Origin of the sequence: Paracoccus zeaxanthinifaciens ATCC 21588 (assembly GCF_000420145.1) — a bacterium.
GTDB lineage: Bacteria > Pseudomonadota > Alphaproteobacteria > Rhodobacterales > Rhodobacteraceae > Paracoccus > Paracoccus zeaxanthinifaciens.
Map to the genome: position 1 here is coordinate 69,896 of NZ_ATUJ01000006.1, position 16,031 is coordinate 85,926.

Consider the following 16,031-nt stretch of genomic DNA (forward strand, 5'->3'; position numbering starts at 1 on the left):
CATGAAAGGTCTTGACGGAGGATTAGACGATGATCGCTGACCAGATGCGCGACAGGCTGAAGGCGCTGAACCCCAGCCGGCTGGAAATCATCGACGAGAGCGAGGGCCATCGCGGCCATGCAGGCTTCCGCGAGGGCGGAGAGAGCCATTTCCGCATCCGCATGGCCAGCGCGGAATTCGCGGGCCGGACCCGCATCGCGCAGCACCGCCTGGTCCATGCGACACTGGGCGACATCGTGCCGCGCATTCACGCATTGGCGCTGGAACTGTCCGAAAGCTGACACGTTAGCGCCGTCAGTCTTGTGACTGCCGGGGGTGCCCCCTAAGAAGCGTTGAACCCGCCAGAGGAGAGGATGAGGGACATGACCGCGCCAAAGGATTTCAACGACCGCATGCTGTCCCTGGGCCTCGCCCGCGTCAGCGAGGCCGCGGCCCATGCCTCGGCCCTGCTGATCGGACGCGGCGACGAGAAGGCCGCCGACCAGGCCGCCGTGAACGCCATGCGCGACCAGCTGAACATGCTGGACATCAAGGGCGTCGTCGTCATCGGCGAGGGTGAGCGCGACGAGGCCCCCATGCTGTTCATCGGCGAGGAGGTCGGCACCGGCCAGGGCCCAGAGGTGGACATCGCGCTGGACCCGCTGGAAGGCACCACGCTGACCGCCAAGGACATGCCGAACGCGCTGACCGTGATCGCCATGGCCCCGCGCGGCACGCTGCTGCACGCGCCCGACGTCTACATGGACAAGCTGGCCATCGGGCCGGGCTATCCGGTCGATGTCGTCAGCCTGGACATGAGCCCGGCCGAACGCGTGCGCGCCCTGGCCGCCGCGCGCGGCTGCAAGGAAAGCGACATCACCGTCTGCATCCTGGAACGTCCCCGCCACGAGGACATGATCGCCGAGGTCCGCGAGACCGGCGCCGCGATCCGCCTGATCACCGATGGCGATGTCGCGGGCGTCATCCACTGCGCCGAGGCCGAGCTGACCGGGATCGACATGTACATGGGTTCGGGCGGCGCCCCCGAGGGCGTGCTGGCCGCCGCCGCGCTGAAATGCATGGGCGGGCAGATGTGGGGCCGCCTGCTGTTCCGCAACGACGACGAGAAGGGCCGCGCGCGCAAGGCGGGGATCACCGATCTGGACCGCATCTATGCACGCGACGACCTCGTGACCGCCGACGTGATCTTCGCGGCGACGGGCGTGACCAACGGCTCGATCGTGGCAGGCGTCAAGCGCGAGCCCGGTTACCTGCAGACCGAGACGATCCTGATGCGTTCCAAGACCGGCTCGGTCCGTCGCATGATCTATCGCAACCCGGTCAAGTAAGGCACCGTGGCCTTTCTGGGGATCGAGGAATCGCTGTCGGGGCGGCGCTGGATCGGGCCCGAGCCCGACCTGGAGCGCCGCGCCGAGGGGCTGGCCCAACGCGCGACGCTGCCCCTGCCCGTCGCGCGGGTGCTGGCCGAACGCGACGTCCCGCCAGAAGAGGCCGCGGGCTTTCTTCAGCCCAAGCTGCGCGACCTGCTGCCCGATCCGCTGACCCTGCGCGACATGGCCCCCGCAGCCGAACGGCTGGTCGAGGCCGCCGTGGCAGGCCAGCGCATTGCGATCTTCGCGGATTACGACGTGGATGGTGGATCCTCGGCCGCGCTGCTGATCGACTGGCTGCACCAGCAGGGCCGTCAGGCCACGCTGTACGTGCCCGACCGCATCGACGAGGGATATGGCCCGAACGCCCCCGCCATGTCGCAGCTGGCGGCGGCGCATGACCTGATCGTCTGCGTCGATTGCGGCACCCTGTCCCATGACGCGCTGGCCGCCGCAAAGGGCTGCGACGTGATGGTGCTGGACCACCACCTGGGCGGCGAGACGCTGCCCCCCGCCATGGCCGTCGTGAACCCCAACCGCGTGGACGAGGACGGCACCCTGGGGCATCTCTGTGCCGCGGGCGTCGTGTTCCTGACGCTGGTGCAGGCCGGTCGCGTGCTGCGCAAGCGCGGACTGCGCGAACCCGACCTGATGTCGCTGATGGATCTTGTGGCGCTGGCCACCGTGGCCGATGTCGCACCGCTGGTCGGCGTGAACCGCGCCTTCGTGCGCCAAGGGCTGGCGGTGATGGCGCGGCGCCAGCGGCCGGGGCTTGTCGCGCTGTCGGACGTGGCGCGGCTGGACGGACCGCCCGCCGCCTTCCACCTGGGGTTCCTGCTGGGCCCGCGCATCAATGCGGGCGGGCGCGTCGGGCGTGCCGATCTGGGCGCGCAATGCCTGTCCACCCGCGATCCCCGCATGGCCGAGGATCTGGCCCGCCAGCTGGACGAGCTGAACCGCGACCGCCGCGCGATCGAGGCCGCCGTCCGGACCGAGGCGCTGGCCCAAGTCGAGGCACGCGGCGATGCGCGCCTGTCATGGGCCGCGGGCGAGGGCTGGCATCCGGGCGTGGTCGGCATCGTCGCCGCCCGCATCAAGGAGGCCACGAACCTGCCATCCGTGGTGATCGGCCTCGAAGGCGGCATCGGCAAGGGCAGCGCGCGTTCGGTGCCCGGCGTCGATCTGGGCCGCGCGATCCAGCGGCTGGAACGCGAGGGGCTGCTGCTGAAGGGCGGCGGCCACGAGATGGCCGCGGGCCTGACCGTGGAACAGGGCAAGATCGCCCCCGCGATGGAGCGCCTGTCCGAGCTGATCGACCGCGACCTTGCGACCCGCAGCGGCGTGCGCGACCTGCGCATCTCGGGGCTGCTGGAAACCTCGGGGGCCACCCCCGAGATGTTCCGCATGCTGGAAGATGCCGGACCCTACGGGCAGGCGGCCCCCGCCCCGCGCTTTGCCTTCGCCGACCAGCTGATCGCCAGCGCGGCAACGATGGGCGACCGCCACCTGCGCCTGCAGTTCCGCAGCCCCGGCGGCCCGCCGCTGGACGCGGTCGCATGGGGCGCGATGGACGGCCCGCTCGGGCCTTCGCTGATCGGGGCCAAGGGCCGCCGCTTCCACCTTGCGGGCAAGCTGGAGCTGTCCACCTGGGGCGGTCGCGAACGCCTGCGCCTGCGCCTGGACGACGCCGCGCCGGTCTGATCGCAACCCCGACGGACTTTCGCGTGTTCTGGTAACCGGGCCGGTGGCCCGCTAACCTTCCGCGCGACGCCAATCCATAGGAGAGTGCGATGAAACTGACCTGGCTCGGACATGCCGGATTCCGCCTGGAAATCGAGAATGCCGTCATCCTGATCGACCCCTGGCTGACGGGGAACCCGACCTTTCCCGAAGCCCGCCGTGACGAGGCCGTGAAGGGCGCGACCCATATCCTGCTGACCCACGGGCATGGCGACCACAGCGGCGACGCGCTGGCGCTGTCGCGCGAACTGGACGCCCCGATCGCGGGCATCTTCGACCTGGTCTCCTATTGGGAAGGCGCCGAGGGGATCGCGGGCATCGGCTTCAACAAGGGCGGCACCGTGGATCTGGGCGGGGCCAAGGTGACGATGGTCAACGCCACGCATTCCAGCTCGATCTCGGGGCTGGACGGTCCGATCTATGCCGGCCACGAATCGGGCTACATGATCGCGGGCGAGGGCCACGTGATCTATGTCTCGGGGGATACGGACATCATGGCCGACATGGACTGGATGGGCGACCTGCACAAACCCGATATCGGGATCCTGTGCACGGGCGGGCATTTCACCATGGACATGGCCCGCGCGGCCTATGCGGCCAAGCGGTACTTCAACTTCAAGACCGTGATTCCCTGCCATTACAAGACCTTCGACGCGCTTGAACAATCCGCGCAGGTGCTGATCGACGGCCTGCCCGGCGTCGATGTGGTCGAACCCCGGATCATGGAGACGATCGAGCTGTGAGCTTCCAGAGTTTCGACGACCCCGCCGGCGGCGGCGATCACGCCGCCCGCCTTGCCGATCTTCGCGCCCTGATGAGGCGCAAGGGGCTGGATGCCGTGATGGTGCCCCGCGCGGACGCGCATCAGGGTGAATACGTGGCCGATGCCGATGCGCGGCTTGCCTGGCTGACCGGCTTTACCGGCAGCGCGGGCTTTGCCATCGTGACGGCGGATGCGGCGGGCGTCTTCGTCGATGGCCGCTATCGCGTGCAGGCCCGCAGCCAGCTGGACCTGCATCATTTCACGCCCGTCCCCTGGCCCGAGACCCGCCCCGCCGAATGGTTGCGCGGCACACTGTCCGGCGGCAGGCTGGGCGTCGACCCCTGGCTGCACACGCGGCGGGAGGTCGAGCAGCTGGAGATCGGCCTTGCGGGCAGCGGCATCACCCTGGCCACGCTGGAGGCGAACCCGATCGATGCGATCTGGCCCGACCGTCCCGCGCATCCCGCAGGGGCCGCCCGAATCCACCCCGAGGATCTGGCAGGCGAAAGCGCCGCGCAGAAGCGCGCGCGCCTTGCCGTGGACCTGCGCGCCGCGGGCCATGCCGCCGCCCTGATGACGCTGCCCGATTCCATTTCCTGGCTGCTGAACATCCGGGGCACCGACATTCCCCGCAACCCAGTCGTGCAATCCTTTGCCGTCCTGTCCGACACGGGCGCAGTGTCGCTGTTCGCGGACGCGGCCAAGTTCGACGACGCGCTGCGGGATCACCTGGGCGCGGATGTGACGATCCTGCCGCCGGATGCCCTGCCCGCCGCCCTGACCGACCTGGAAGGCCCGGTGCGGCTGGACCCCGCCTCGGCCCCCGAGGCCGCGTTCCGCATCCTCGAGGCCGCGGGCACCGACATCCAGCGCGGCCCCGATCCGGCGGTCATGCCCAAGGCCCGCAAGAACGCGGCCGAGATGGCGGGCATGCGGGCCGCCCATCGTCGCGACGGACTGGCGATGGTGCGCCTTCTGTCATGGCTGGACCGCCAGACCCCCGAGGACCTGACCGAGATCGACGTGGTCCGACGGCTCGAGGACCTGCGCCGCGCCGAAGGCATCACCGATATCAGCTTCGAGACGATCATGGGCGCGGGTCCGAACGGCGCGATCGTGCATTACCGCGTGACCGAGGGGTCGAATCGCCGCCTGGCGGACGGAGAGCTGCTGCTGATCGATTCGGGCGGCCAGTATCCGGACGGGACCACGGACATCACCCGCACCGTCCCGCTTGGCACGGTCCGCCCCGATGCCGTCGCGCCCTATACCGCGGTTCTGCGCGGCATGATCGCCCTGACGCGGACGCGCTTCCCCAAAGGGGTGGCCGGTGCGCATCTGGATGCCGTCGCGCGGCAGTTCCTGTGGCAGCAGGGTTTGGACTTCGATCACGGCACGGGTCACGGCGTGGGGGCCGCGCTGTGCGTCCACGAGGGCCCTGCGCGCATCAGCCGCGTCAGCGACATCGCGCTGGCTGCAGGCATGATCCTGTCGAACGAGCCCGGCTACTACCGCGAGGGCAGCTTCGGCATCCGGATCGAGAACCTCGTGGCCATCGTCCAGGCGGATGCCGAACCGGGCCGCGACATGCTGGGCTTCGAGACGCTGACGCTCTGCCCGATCGACCTGCGGCTGGTGGATGTGGACGCGCTGTCGCGCGAGGAATGCGACTGGATCGATGCCTATCACGCGGATGTCCGCAAGGCGCTGTCGGACGATCTGGACGCTGCGGATCGCGCCTGGCTGGAACGCGCGACGGCCCCCGTCAGGCGCTAGGGGCCGGGGGGTGCGGGGGGCAGGCAGCCCCCCGCTGCGTCGCGGGACGCAAATTCAAAGGGCCGCGAGGATGCGCGCCGCCTCGTCCCGGCAGGGAGTCAGGCCAGACCGTTCCTCGCCCGGGAAGAACCGCGCTCGAACTGCCGTGGGCATGGGTGCGGGCGCATCGACCACCACGCGCGGCCCGATCTTCGAGGTCTCGGCCTGCCAGCTGCGGGCCAGCGCGATCTGCGCGGCCTTGCTTGCACCATAAGCGCCGAAGAACTTCTGCCCGCCCCGACTGTCGTCGAAGAACAGCGCCGTCCCCTCATGCGCGCGCAGATGCGGTTCCAGCAGCGCGATCAGCCCGCGCGTCACCTCGACATTGACCAGCATGGACCGCGACCAGTCCTTGCCCTCGATATGGGGCGCGGGCGACATCGGTGCCGCGTGGACCGCCGTATGCGCCCACAGGTCCAGCCCGCCCCAACGGGCGCCGATGGCCTCGGCCATCTGCTGCATCGCCGCGGGTTCCGTCACGTCCATCGGGGCCAGCGTGGCCTGCCCGCCCGCCGCGCGGATGCGGTCGTCCAGCTCCTCCAGCGCGCCGGTGGTGCGGGCCACGGCCAGCACGTGATACCCCTTTGCCGCCAGCCCTTCGGCCAATGCGGCACCCAGACCGCGCGATGCGCCGGTCACCAGCGCCAGCTTGGGCGCGCCCTGTCTGTTCTTCTCGCTCATGCGTCGTTCCTTATGCGGCGACGGCGGCCCCGCGCAAGCCTCCATGAAAAAGGGGGCCGCGACGGCCCCCTTCCAGCATGTCCCTGCTGCCGATCAGCGCGCCGACAGATCGACGTAGTCGCGCTTGTCCGCGCCGACATACAGCTGACGCGGGCGACCGATCTTGTTCTGCGGATCGCCGATCATTTCCTTCCACTGCGCGATCCAGCCGACGGTGCGCGACAGCGCGAAGATCGGCGTGAACATCGAGGTGGGGAAGCCCATCGCCGACAGGATGATCCCCGAGTAGAAATCGACGTTCGGATACAGCTTCTTCGAAACGAAGTACTCGTCCTCCAGCGCGATCTTCTCCAGCTCCTTGGCGACCTGAAGCGCGGGGTTGTTCTTCACGCCCAGCAGGTCCAGCACCTCGTCGGCCGATTCCTTCATGACCTTCGCACGCGGGTCGAAGTTCTTGTAGACGCGGTGACCGAAGCCCATCAGGCGGAACGGATCCTCCTTGTCCTTCGCGCGGGCGATGAACTCGGGGATGCGGTCGACGCTGCCGATCTCGTTCAGCATCTCCAGGCAGGCCTGGTTGGCGCCGCCATGCGCGGGGCCCCACAGGCAGGCGATGCCGGCCGCGATGCAGGCGAAGGGGTTGGCCCCCGAAGAACCCGCCAGACGCACGGTCGAGGTCGAGGCGTTCTGCTCGTGATCGGCATGCAGCGTGAAGATGCGGTCCATGGCGCGGGCCAGGGCCGGATCGACATTGTATTTCTCGGCCGGGACCGAGAAGCACATGTTCAGGAAGTTCGACGCATAGTCCAGCTCGTTGCTGGGATACACGAAGGGCTGCCCGATCGAGTACTTGTAGGCCATCGCCGCGATGGTCGGCAGCTTGGCGATCAGGCGGATCGAGGCGACCTCGCGCTGCCACGGATCGCTGATATCGGTCGAATCGTGATAGAATGCCGACATCGCACCCACGACGCCCACCATGGTCGCCATCGGATGGGCGTCCCGGCGGAAGCCGCGGAAGAAGTTGTGCATCTGCTCGTGGACCATCGTGTGACGGGTCACGCGGCTTTCGAAATCGGCCATCTGCTCGGCGCTCGGCAGTTCACCGTACAGAAGCAGGTAGCAGACCTCGAGATAGTTCGACTTGGCCGCCAGCTGCTCGATCGGATAGCCGCGATACCACAGTTCACCCTTGTCGCCGTCGATGAAGGTGATCGAGGAATCGCAGCTTGCGGTCGAGGTGAAGCCGGGGTCGTAGGTGAAGACGTCCGACTGCCCATAGAGCTTGCGGATGTCCAGAACGTCGGGCCCTTGCGTCGGGCTGAGGATGGGCAGCTCGTATTCGGCGTTGTTGAGTAGCAGTTTGGCGTTCCTGTCGGCCATCCTGTCTTCCTTTCCGGCTGTGCCCGGCCGGCGTCCTGTCACACGGGGCGCCGCCGCAGCATGTGAAGGCAGGCCTCAGCCTGCCGAATTCGTCTGATCCTGAAGCCGGGCCAGCGTTTCGTCGCGGCCAAGCGCAGTCATCATGTCGAACACACTGGGGGTGGAACTCGTGCCTGCCAGAGCAGCCCGAAGCGGACCCGCGATCTTGCCCAGACCGACGCCGTTCTCTTCCGCGATCCGCTTGGCTTCCCCCTCCAGCACGTCACGCGACCAGCTAGCATTCTGCAGTGCGGCAGTCAATGATTCCAGCATACCACGGGATACCGTATCCAGCTGCTTGGCCGCCTTTTCATCCACCTGGACGGGGCGTTCGATCAGCGCGAAACGGGCCTGATCGACCAGCGCAGGCAGGGTTTTCGCCTTGTCCTTCAGCGTCGCCATGGCGGGCATGATCCAGCCTTGCTGACGTTCCGTCAGGGGGGCTGCGCCGGTCTCGGCCAGGTAATCCTGCAGCGCGGCCATCACCGCCTCGTCGGACATGGTACCGATATGGTGGCCGCTGACATGCTCCAGCTTCTTGAAGTCCAGCCGTGCCGGGGCGCGCCCGATGCCACCCAGATCGAACCATTCGCGCGCCTGCGCATCGTCGAACAACTCGTCGTCGCCATGGCTCCAGCCCAGCCGCGCCAGATAGTTCCGCATCGCGGCGGGCGGATAGCCGAGCGCCGCGAATTCGTGCAGGCCCACCGCGCCGTGGCGTTTGGACAGCTTCTTGCCGTCCTCGCCGTGGATCAGCGGGATATGGGCGAAGACCGGGCGATCCCAGCCCATCGCGTCATAGATCTGCACCTGCCGCGCGGTGTTCGTCAGGTGGTCGTCGCCGCGGATCACATGGGTCACGCCCATGTCGTGATCGTCCACCACCACGGCCAGCATGTAGGTGGGCGTGCCGTCGCTGCGCAGCAGGACCATGTCGTCCAGCTGGTCGTTCGCCACGCGGACCTGCCCCTGCACCTGGTCGTCGATGACCGTCTCGCCGTCGCGGGGGGCCTTCAGGCGGATCGCGAAGGGCGCGTCCGGCAGGTCGGTCGCGTCGCGCCAGGGGCTGATGAAGGGCTGGCGGGGGTTCGCCTCGCGCCATGCCGCGATCTCGTCCGTGGTCGAGAAGCACTTGTAGGCCGCGCCCTTGTCCAGCATCTCTCGGGCGATGTCGGCGTGGCGGTCCTTGCGTTCGAACTGGCTGATCGGATCCCCGTCCCAGTCCAGCCCCAGCCATTCCAGCCCCTTGAGGATCGCGGCGGTCGCCTCGGGGGTCGAACGGGCGCGGTCCGTATCCTCGATCCGCAGCAGGAAGCGCCCCCCGCGGCCACGGGCGAACAGCCAGTTGAACAGCGCGGTGCGCGCACCCCCGATATGCAGATAGCCGGTCGGCGAGGGGGCGAAGCGGGTGACGACGGGTGCGGTCTCGGTCATGGGGGCCTTCGGAAGATGCTGGGTCCGGCGGGGCGGCATTAACCCTTTGGTAAGACCGTCCTGCCATGCTTGGTGCGATTGATAGTCAACGGGTGGCGAAAGGACAAGGATGTTGCCCCAACAGGCGCCCGCCAGGCCGCCGCGCATGGCCGCAGCCATCCGCGCGGGACTGTTCCCGTGGGTGCCCGTCTGCCTGTCCGTGGGCATTGCGCTGTGGTTCACCGCGCCGCACCTGCCCGATGCACGCGAATGGACGATGCTGGCGGCTCTCTGCGCCGCGATGCTGGCCGTTCCGCGCATCGCCATGCGCCGGGCCGAGGCCGGTCGCATCGGCTGGCGCCTGGCCGACATCCTGTGGCTGGCGGCCGCCGCCATCCTGCTGGCAGGGATCGGCTGGGGGCTGGCCGGCTTCCGCGCGACGCAGGTCGCAGCGCCCGCGCTGGAATGGCGATACTACGGCCCGATCGAGGGGCGCGTCGTCGCCATCGACCGTTCGGGGCGGGACCGGATGCGCCTGACGCTGGACCGGGTCCGGCTGCGCGATCTGGCGCCGCAGCGGACGCCCGACCGGCTGCGCCTGTCGCTGATGGGGGATCACCCCCTGCCCGATCTGGGCCAGCGCGTGATGACCACGGGCCACCTGGGTCCGCCGCCGGGACCGGCCTCGCCCGGCAGCTTCGATTTCCGCCTGCATGCCTTCTTCGAGAGGCTGGGCGCCGTCGGCTATGTCCGCGGCCCCGTCCTTGCGACCGACGCGCCCGAAGGGGGACTGTGGTGGGCGCACCGCGCGCGCATGGCGGTAAGCCGCGCGATCCGCGACCGCATCGGAGGGCAGGAAGGCGCGGTCGCCGCCGCCCTGATGACGGGCGACCGGTCCGGCATCTCGAACGCCACGAACGAGGTGATGCGGGCGTCGAACCTCTATCACATCATCTCGATCTCGGGGCTGCACATGGGGATGCTGGCGAGCTTCGTCTATGGCGCGGCGCGGCTGGTGCTGGTGGCGGTGCAGGCCACGGGGCACGGGCTGGGACGCCCGCTGCACAAGATCGCCGCCGGGATCGCGCTGGCGGCGGCGGCGGGATACCTGTGGCTGTCGGGCGGCGGGGTGGCGACGGAACGCGCCTTCGTCATGGTGGCCGTGATGCTGACCGCGATCATCGCGGACCAGCGCGCGATCTCGCTTCGGACGGTCGCGCTGGCCGCGACGATCATCCTGATCGCAACCCCCGAGGCGCTGACCGGCGCGGGCTTCCAGATGAGCTTTGCCGCCACCATCGCGCTGATCCTGACCTTCGGGCCCTGGCAGCGCATGGCCCATCGCGTCCCCGGCTGGGCGCGGCCCGTGGCGATGCTGGTCCTGTCCTCGGTCGTGGCGGGGCTTGCGACCTCGCCCATCGCGGCGGCGCATTTCAACCGCATGGCGCAATACGGGCTGCTGGCGAACCTTGCCGCCGTGCCGGTCATGGGCAGCCTGGTGATGCCCGCGGGAGTCATCGGGGCCGTCCTGGCCCCCCTGGGGCTGGAGGCGCCGGCCCTGTGGGTCATGGGGATCGGCACCGCATGGATCCTGAGGGTCGCGGAGTTCGTGGCGGGCCTCGATGGCGCGGTCACCATGCTGCGCCTGCCGCCGGGATCGGTCGTGCCGCTGATGGGCTATGGCGCGGTTCTGGCGATCCTGTGCTGGCGGCAGCGCCTGCGCGGCTGGCACCTGGCGGGCTGCGCGGCGGGCATGGGGGCGCTGATCTCGGCCTTCCCGATCTGGGCCGCCAGCGCGCGCCCCGACCTGCTGATCGCCCCCGAGGGCGAGGCCGCGGGCCTGATGACGCCCGCGGGGCGCGCGGTCTCCAAGCCCTCGGGCGGGGGGTTCGTCATCGGCACCTGGCTGCAGGAGGATGCGGATGACGCGACGCAGGAAACCGCCGCCGCCCGTCCGGGCTGGAGCGGCGAGCGCAATGCCCGCATGGCCGAACTGCCCCATGGCTGGCGGATCTGGCACATGACCGGCAAGGGCGCGGCGGACCGGGCGCGGGCGGCCTGCGGCCCCGACACCATCGTCGTGGCGGACGAGGCCGTCGATCTGGCCGACCCGGCCTGCCTGCTGCTGGACCTGCGCCACCTGCGCGGGACGGGGGCGGTGGCGATCACCCTGACGGAACAGGGGCCGGGAACGACCCCGACCCCTGCCCTTTCGCTTTGGCCCCGCTAGGGGTCAGGCCACTTCGGCGAAGACCTTGCCCAGGGCCTTGTCCAGCTTCTCGAACATCTCGTCCATCTGCGCCTCGGTCAGCACGAAAGGCGGACACAGCACGATCGACTGGCCCAGAGGGCGACAGATCAGGCCCATGTCGGTGCAGGTATTGGCGATGCGTTCGCTGACCGACAGATGCCCGTCGAAGGGCGTCTTGGTCGCCTTGTCCTTGACCGCCTCCAGCGCCCACATGAAGCCCACGCCGCGATATTCCCCGATATTGGGGTTCTTGGCGATCTGGCGCAGGCCGTCCTCGAAGCGGGGGGCCAGGTCGACCACGTTCTGGGCCAGCCCCTCGTTCATGACGACGTCGATGGCCTTCAGCGCGATGGCGCAGCCGACCGGGTGGCCGGATGCGGTGAAGCCGTGGGGGAACTCCTCGATCTTCTCGACGGCGCCCTGCACGCGATCGGCCAGTTCCGGACCCAGGATCACGGCACCCATCGGGAAATAGCCCGCCGTCAGGTTCTTCGAGCTGATGATCGCGTCCGGCACGAAATCATAGGTCTGGCTGCCCCAGGTATTGCCCGTGCGCCCGAACCCGCAGATCACCTCGTCGGCGATGACGGGGATGCCGTATTTGCGCAGGATCGGCATGATCGCCTGGAAGTATCCGTCGGACGGCGGAATGACCCCGCCCGCGCCCATGACCGGTTCCGCGAAGAAGCCCGCGATGGTCTCGGCCCCCTCGCGCTGGATTGTCTCCTCCAGTTCGCGCGCCATGCGGGCGGTGAACTGGGCCTCGGTCTCGCCCTCCTGGCCGAAGCGCCAGTAATGCGGGCAGCCCAGGTGGATGAAGCCGTCCAGCGGCAGGCCGAACACCTCGTTATAGGGCTTGCCGGTCATGCTGGCCGACACGACCGTCACGCCGTGATAGGCGTTCCAGCGCGTCAGGATCTTGCGCTTCTGCGGGTTGCCTTCGGATGCGTGCATGAACCACAGCATCTTGACCATGGTGTCGTTCGCCTCGGACCCCGAATTGGTATAGAAGACGCGGCCACGATCGAAGGGCGACACCTCGACCAGCTTCTCGGACAGCATGACGGTCTGGTCCGACATCCGCCCGAAGAAGGCGTGATAGCCCGGAAAGCGGTCGTATTGCGCCTTGGCGGCCTCGGCCAGGCCCTTGTGGTCGAAGCCCGCGACCATGTTCCACAGGCCCGAATTCGCATCGAGGTAACGGTTGCCGTTCACGTCGACGACATAGGGCCCCTCGCCATGGGTCAGCACCACCGCGCCGCGTTTGTGCACGCTCGGCAGGTCGGTGAAGCCATAGAGGGAGAATTCGTCGGCGCGCGCTTCCCAGCTTTGCGGGGTGTTCATCTTGCAGCTCCTCACAAGGGTCTTGGCAGCACGCTAGCCCCGCCCGATGCGGCGTTCAATGGGGCGCGATGCAAGTGCCTTGTGCACAAAGTGCAATTTCTGCAATCTTCCCCGATCCGAGAGGAAGGAACCAATGGCACATCTGAAACTGGCCGCGGCAGCGGCCCTTCTTGCGGCGGGACCGGCGCTGGCACAGAACCGCATCGACCTGATCCGTCCCGACGCGCCCGAACTGGCGCAATACGGTGCATCGCCCATCGGCGTGCGGGCGGTCGAATTCACCGATCCCGACCGCATCGACGTGACCGCCACCGCCGAAGAGGGCGCCGAGATCCGCGGCCCCCGCACCCTGTCCGCCGAGATCTGGTACCCCGCCGCCGAGGGCACCGATGAGGGCGGCACCTATACCACGCTTCTGCGCGACGGAGAGACCGAGGTGAAGCTGCAGGGCCGCGCGTCCCGCAACGCCGCCGTCGCCAGCGGAGAGTTCCCCCTCGTCATCATCTCGCACGGCTATCCGGGCAACCGCATGCTGCTGAGCCACCTGGCCGAGAACCTCGCCTCGAAGGGCTATGTCGTCGTGTCGGCGGACCATCCCGAAAGCACCTATGACGACATGGGGCTGTTCACCTCGACGCTGGTGAACCGCGCGGTGGACCAGCGCTTCCTGCTGGACAGCATGGCCGGGCTGCAGGACGACCTGGGGGCCGCGATCGATGCCGACAATGCCGCCGTCATCGGGTATTCCATGGGCGGCTATGGCGCGCTGATCTTCGGCGGCGCGGGCCTGTCGCAGGCCGCGATCGACCGGGCCGAGCCGGATCGCTTCGTCGCCCCGGACGGACTGCTGGACCGCCTGGCATCGGGCAGCGAGGAACACGACGCGCTGGTCGATCCGCGCGTCAAGGCGGTCATCGCCATCGCGCCCTGGGGCCGTCAGCACGAATTTTGGGATGCGGGCGGGCTTGCCAAGCTGTCCAAGCCGCTGATGCTCGTCTCGGGCAGCGATGACGACGTGTCGGTCTATGACGCGATCCGGGACATTTTCGCGCAGACGACGGGCACGACGCGGCACCTGCTGACCTTCGAATACGCCAATCACAACGCCGCCGCCCCGATGCCCGCGCCGGTCGAATCCTGGCAGATGTCCGAGAAGCTGGGCTGGGCCCCGTTCGAGCATTACGCCGACCCGGTCTGGGATACGGTGCGCATGAACAACGTGCTGCAGCATTTCTCGACCGCGTTCCTGGACCTGCACCTGAAGGGCGACAACGCGGCGGGCGAATACCTGGACCTGGTGCCGGATGCGGCGGATGGCGTCTGGTCCGCCGATGCCGATGGCAACCCCGACGAGGCGAACACCTACTGGAAGGGCTTTGCCAACCGCACGGCCAAGGGTCTCAGCTTCGAGACGCGCGCTTCGGGGAAGTGACCGCCCGATCGGGCGCCCGCAGCCCGATCGCATCCAGCGCGGCCTCCAGCCCCGTCAGGGACGGGGGCCGCGCCTCGGCGACCAGCGCGTCGAACCGGGCGCGCAGGTCGTCCTTCTCGGCTCCCTTGCAGTCGTTCCACGGCCTGCCCTGCAATGCCATGCACAGGACGTAATACCCGATGAAATGCGGCCGCTCGCCCGATTGCAGCAGGGCGCGATAGGCCTCGTGGGCGCCGATGCGGTGCAGGGTCGCCGCGTCGGGGATCCCCGCGGCGATCAGCGCGCTTGCGGTGGCGGGGCCGATATTGCGGATCGCCGTCAGGTCGCTTTCCATCGCGTGACTTTCCAATTGCCTGCCTTTGCTGTATCCGACACCGGATTCCAAGGACAGCATGACATGACCCAGGACGCCACCGAAAAGGCCGCGAAAAAGCTATTCATCAAGACCTATGGCTGCCAGATGAACGTCTATGACAGCCAGCGCATGGCCGAGGCGATGGCACCCGAGGGGTACGTCCTGACCGAGGACCAGGCCGATGCCGACATGGTCCTGCTGAACACCTGCCACATCCGCGAGAAGGCCGCCGAGAAGCTCTATTCCGATCTTGGCCGCCTGCGCCCGCTGAAGAACCGCAAGCCCGACCTGAAGATCGGCGTGGCGGGCTGCGTCGCCCAGGCCGAGGGCGAGGAGATCGTGCGCCGGATGCCGCTGGTCGACCTGGTCGTGGGCCCGCAGACCTATCACCGCCTGCCGCAGATGCTGCGCGGCGAGGCCCCGCGGATCCTCACCGACTTCCCCGAAGAGGACAAGTTCGACCACCTGCCCGAACGCCGCGCCACCCGCCGCGCGCCCGCGGCCTTCCTGACCGTGCAGGAGGGCTGCGACAAGTTCTGCGCCTTCTGCGTCGTGCCCTATACCCGCGGGGCCGAGGTCAGCCGCCCCGTCGAACGCATCCTGCGCGAGGCCCGCGATCTGGTCGCCCGCGGGGTGCGCGAAATCACCCTGCTGGGCCAGAACGTCAACGGCTGGCACGGGCTGGGCGAGGATGGTCGCGAATGGGGCTTCGGCCGCCTGATCCGCGCCATCGCGGAAATCGACGGGCTGGACCGCATCCGTTACACGACCAGCCACCCAAACGACATGGCCGACGACCTGATCGAGGCGCATCGCGACATTCCCGCGCTGATGCCCTATCTGCATCTGCCGGTGCAGTCGGGCAGCGACCGCATCCTGAAGGCGATGAACCGCAAGCACACGGCCGACCAGTACCTGCGCCTGATCGATCGCATCAAGGACGCCCGCCCCGACATCCTGCTGACCAGCGATTTCATCGTGGGCTTCCCCGGCGAGACGGACCAGGACCATGCCGACACGCTGCGGCTGGTCGAGCAGGTGGGCTTCGGCACGGCCTTCAGCTTCAAGTACTCTCCCCGCCCCGGCACCCCCGCCTTCGGCAAGCCGCAGGTCCCCGAGGACGTGGTCGATGCCCGCCTGCGGGAATTGCAGGCGCTGCTGAACAGCCAGCAGCACGCGGTGCAGGATTCGATGGTGGGGCGCACCCTGGGCGTTCTGTTCGAGAAGCCGGGCCGCCGTCCGGGGCAGATGGTGGGGAAATCCGACTATCTGCATTCGGTCTTCGTGGACGCGCCCGATGCGCAGGCGGGCGACCTGGTGCAGGTCCGCATCGTCGAAAGCGCGCCGCATTCGCTTCGGGGCGAACTGGTCGGCTGAGCTTTCGCCGACCCCCTGCGGAACGCGCGATGTGGACAGGGGGTCGGCCTTCCGCACTGCCCTTGGGG

13 protein-coding genes are annotated in these 16,031 nt (G+C 68.6%); 8 read left to right on the forward strand and 5 right to left on the reverse strand.

What is annotated here, in order from left to right; translation table 11 throughout:
- Positions 1-29 precede the first annotated feature (29 nt).
- The 5 genes from F804_RS0107795 (at position 30) to F804_RS0107815 (ending at position 5,649) form a co-directional block, all read left to right on the forward strand.
- Positions 30-281: a BolA family protein gene (locus tag F804_RS0107795; protein ID WP_022707191.1), complete on the forward strand. Its 252-nt coding sequence runs from the start codon at positions 30-32 to the stop codon at positions 279-281.
- An 81-nt stretch (positions 282-362) separates the two neighbouring features.
- Complete coding sequence (gene glpX / locus F804_RS0107800) at positions 363-1,328, forward strand: class II fructose-bisphosphatase (RefSeq protein WP_022707192.1); 966 nt, start codon at positions 363-365, stop codon at positions 1,326-1,328.
- Between the two features lie 6 nt (positions 1,329-1,334).
- Positions 1,335-3,071 (forward strand): single-stranded-DNA-specific exonuclease RecJ, encoded by a 1,737-nt coding sequence (recJ, locus tag F804_RS0107805; protein ID WP_022707193.1) that lies wholly within the window; start codon positions 1,335-1,337, stop codon positions 3,069-3,071.
- An 89-nt stretch (positions 3,072-3,160) separates the two neighbouring features.
- Entirely contained in the window at positions 3,161-3,853 is a 693-nt protein-coding gene (locus F804_RS0107810) for a metal-dependent hydrolase (RefSeq protein ID WP_022707194.1), read from the forward strand.
- Positions 3,850-5,649 carry an aminopeptidase P family protein gene (locus tag F804_RS0107815; RefSeq protein ID WP_022707195.1) on the forward strand — a complete coding sequence of 600 codons (1,800 nt, stop codon included), beginning with the start codon at positions 3,850-3,852 and terminating at the stop codon, positions 5,647-5,649. The genes F804_RS0107810 and F804_RS0107815 overlap by 4 nt, the downstream gene beginning before the upstream one ends.
- A 54-nt stretch (positions 5,650-5,703) precedes the next feature.
- On the opposite strand, the gene F804_RS0107820 is transcribed toward F804_RS0107815, so the two are convergent.
- The 3 genes from F804_RS0107820 to gltX all read right to left on the reverse strand — a co-directional run bounded on the left by F804_RS0107820 (position 5,704) and on the right by gltX (position 9,225).
- Positions 5,704-6,369 carry an SDR family NAD(P)-dependent oxidoreductase gene (locus F804_RS0107820; RefSeq protein WP_022707196.1) on the reverse strand — a complete coding sequence of 222 codons (666 nt, stop codon included), beginning with the start codon at positions 6,367-6,369 and terminating at the stop codon, positions 5,704-5,706.
- A 93-nt stretch (positions 6,370-6,462) separates the two neighbouring features.
- Entirely contained in the window at positions 6,463-7,752 is a 1,290-nt protein-coding gene (gene gltA, locus F804_RS0107825; RefSeq protein ID WP_022707197.1) for a citrate synthase, read from the reverse strand.
- Between the two features lie 75 nt (positions 7,753-7,827).
- On the reverse strand, positions 7,828-9,225 hold the full coding sequence (gene gltX / locus F804_RS0107830) for a glutamate--tRNA ligase (protein ID WP_028725766.1): 1,398 nt from the start codon (positions 9,223-9,225) through the stop codon (positions 7,828-7,830).
- Between the two features lie 145 nt (positions 9,226-9,370).
- On the opposite strand from gltX, the gene F804_RS15990 reads away from it, so the two are divergent.
- The gene (locus tag F804_RS15990; RefSeq protein WP_245540334.1) at positions 9,371-11,434 is read left to right on the forward strand and encodes a ComEC/Rec2 family competence protein; all 2,064 of its coding nucleotides are present in this window, start codon (positions 9,371-9,373) and stop codon (positions 11,432-11,434) included.
- 3 nt (positions 11,435-11,437) lie between these two features.
- Here F804_RS15990 and F804_RS0107840 read toward each other — a convergent pair whose 3' ends face one another.
- Positions 11,438-12,799, reverse strand: a complete 1,362-nt coding sequence (locus F804_RS0107840; protein ID WP_022707200.1) for an aminotransferase — start codon at positions 12,797-12,799, stop codon at positions 11,438-11,440.
- 133 nt (positions 12,800-12,932) lie between these two features.
- Here F804_RS0107840 and F804_RS0107845 point away from each other — a divergent pair, with 133 nt between their 5' ends.
- A complete protein-coding gene (locus F804_RS0107845; protein WP_022707201.1) occupies positions 12,933-14,231 on the forward strand; it encodes an alpha/beta hydrolase family protein in 1,299 nt (432 codons plus the stop codon).
- On the opposite strand, the gene F804_RS15995 is transcribed toward F804_RS0107845, so the two are convergent.
- Entirely contained in the window at positions 14,200-14,565 is a 366-nt protein-coding gene (locus tag F804_RS15995) for a TfoX/Sxy family protein (protein WP_022707202.1), read from the reverse strand. The two genes, F804_RS0107845 and F804_RS15995, sit on opposite strands and share 32 nt — an antisense overlap.
- A 63-nt stretch (positions 14,566-14,628) precedes the next feature.
- Here F804_RS15995 and miaB point away from each other — a divergent pair, with 63 nt between their 5' ends.
- The gene (miaB, locus tag F804_RS0107855; protein ID WP_022707203.1) at positions 14,629-15,963 is read left to right on the forward strand and encodes a tRNA (N6-isopentenyl adenosine(37)-C2)-methylthiotransferase MiaB; all 1,335 of its coding nucleotides are present in this window, start codon (positions 14,629-14,631) and stop codon (positions 15,961-15,963) included.
- Positions 15,964-16,031: the final 68 nt, after the last annotated feature.

Coding starts and splice junctions, on each gene's coding strand:
- F804_RS0107840 (WP_022707200.1), bottom strand. CDS start 12,799: ATGAACACCCCGCAAAGCTGGGAAGCGCGCGCCGACGAATTCTCCCTC.
- gltA (WP_022707197.1), bottom strand. CDS start 7,752: ATGGCCGACAGGAACGCCAAACTGCTACTCAACAACGCCGAATACGAG.
- gltX (WP_028725766.1), bottom strand. CDS start 9,225: ATGACCGAGACCGCACCCGTCGTCACCCGCTTCGCCCCCTCGCCGACC.
- glpX (WP_022707192.1), top strand. CDS start 363: ATGACCGCGCCAAAGGATTTCAACGACCGCATGCTGTCCCTGGGCCTC.
- F804_RS15990 (WP_245540334.1), top strand. CDS start 9,371: ATGGCCGCAGCCATCCGCGCGGGACTGTTCCCGTGGGTGCCCGTCTGC.
- miaB (WP_022707203.1), top strand. CDS start 14,629: ATGACCCAGGACGCCACCGAAAAGGCCGCGAAAAAGCTATTCATCAAG.
- F804_RS0107810 (WP_022707194.1), top strand. CDS start 3,161: ATGAAACTGACCTGGCTCGGACATGCCGGATTCCGCCTGGAAATCGAG.
- F804_RS0107845 (WP_022707201.1), top strand. CDS start 12,933: ATGGCACATCTGAAACTGGCCGCGGCAGCGGCCCTTCTTGCGGCGGGA.
- F804_RS0107820 (WP_022707196.1), bottom strand. CDS start 6,369: ATGAGCGAGAAGAACAGACAGGGCGCGCCCAAGCTGGCGCTGGTGACC.
- F804_RS15995 (WP_022707202.1), bottom strand. CDS start 14,565: ATGGAAAGCGACCTGACGGCGATCCGCAATATCGGCCCCGCCACCGCA.
- F804_RS0107795 (WP_022707191.1), top strand. CDS start 30: ATGATCGCTGACCAGATGCGCGACAGGCTGAAGGCGCTGAACCCCAGC.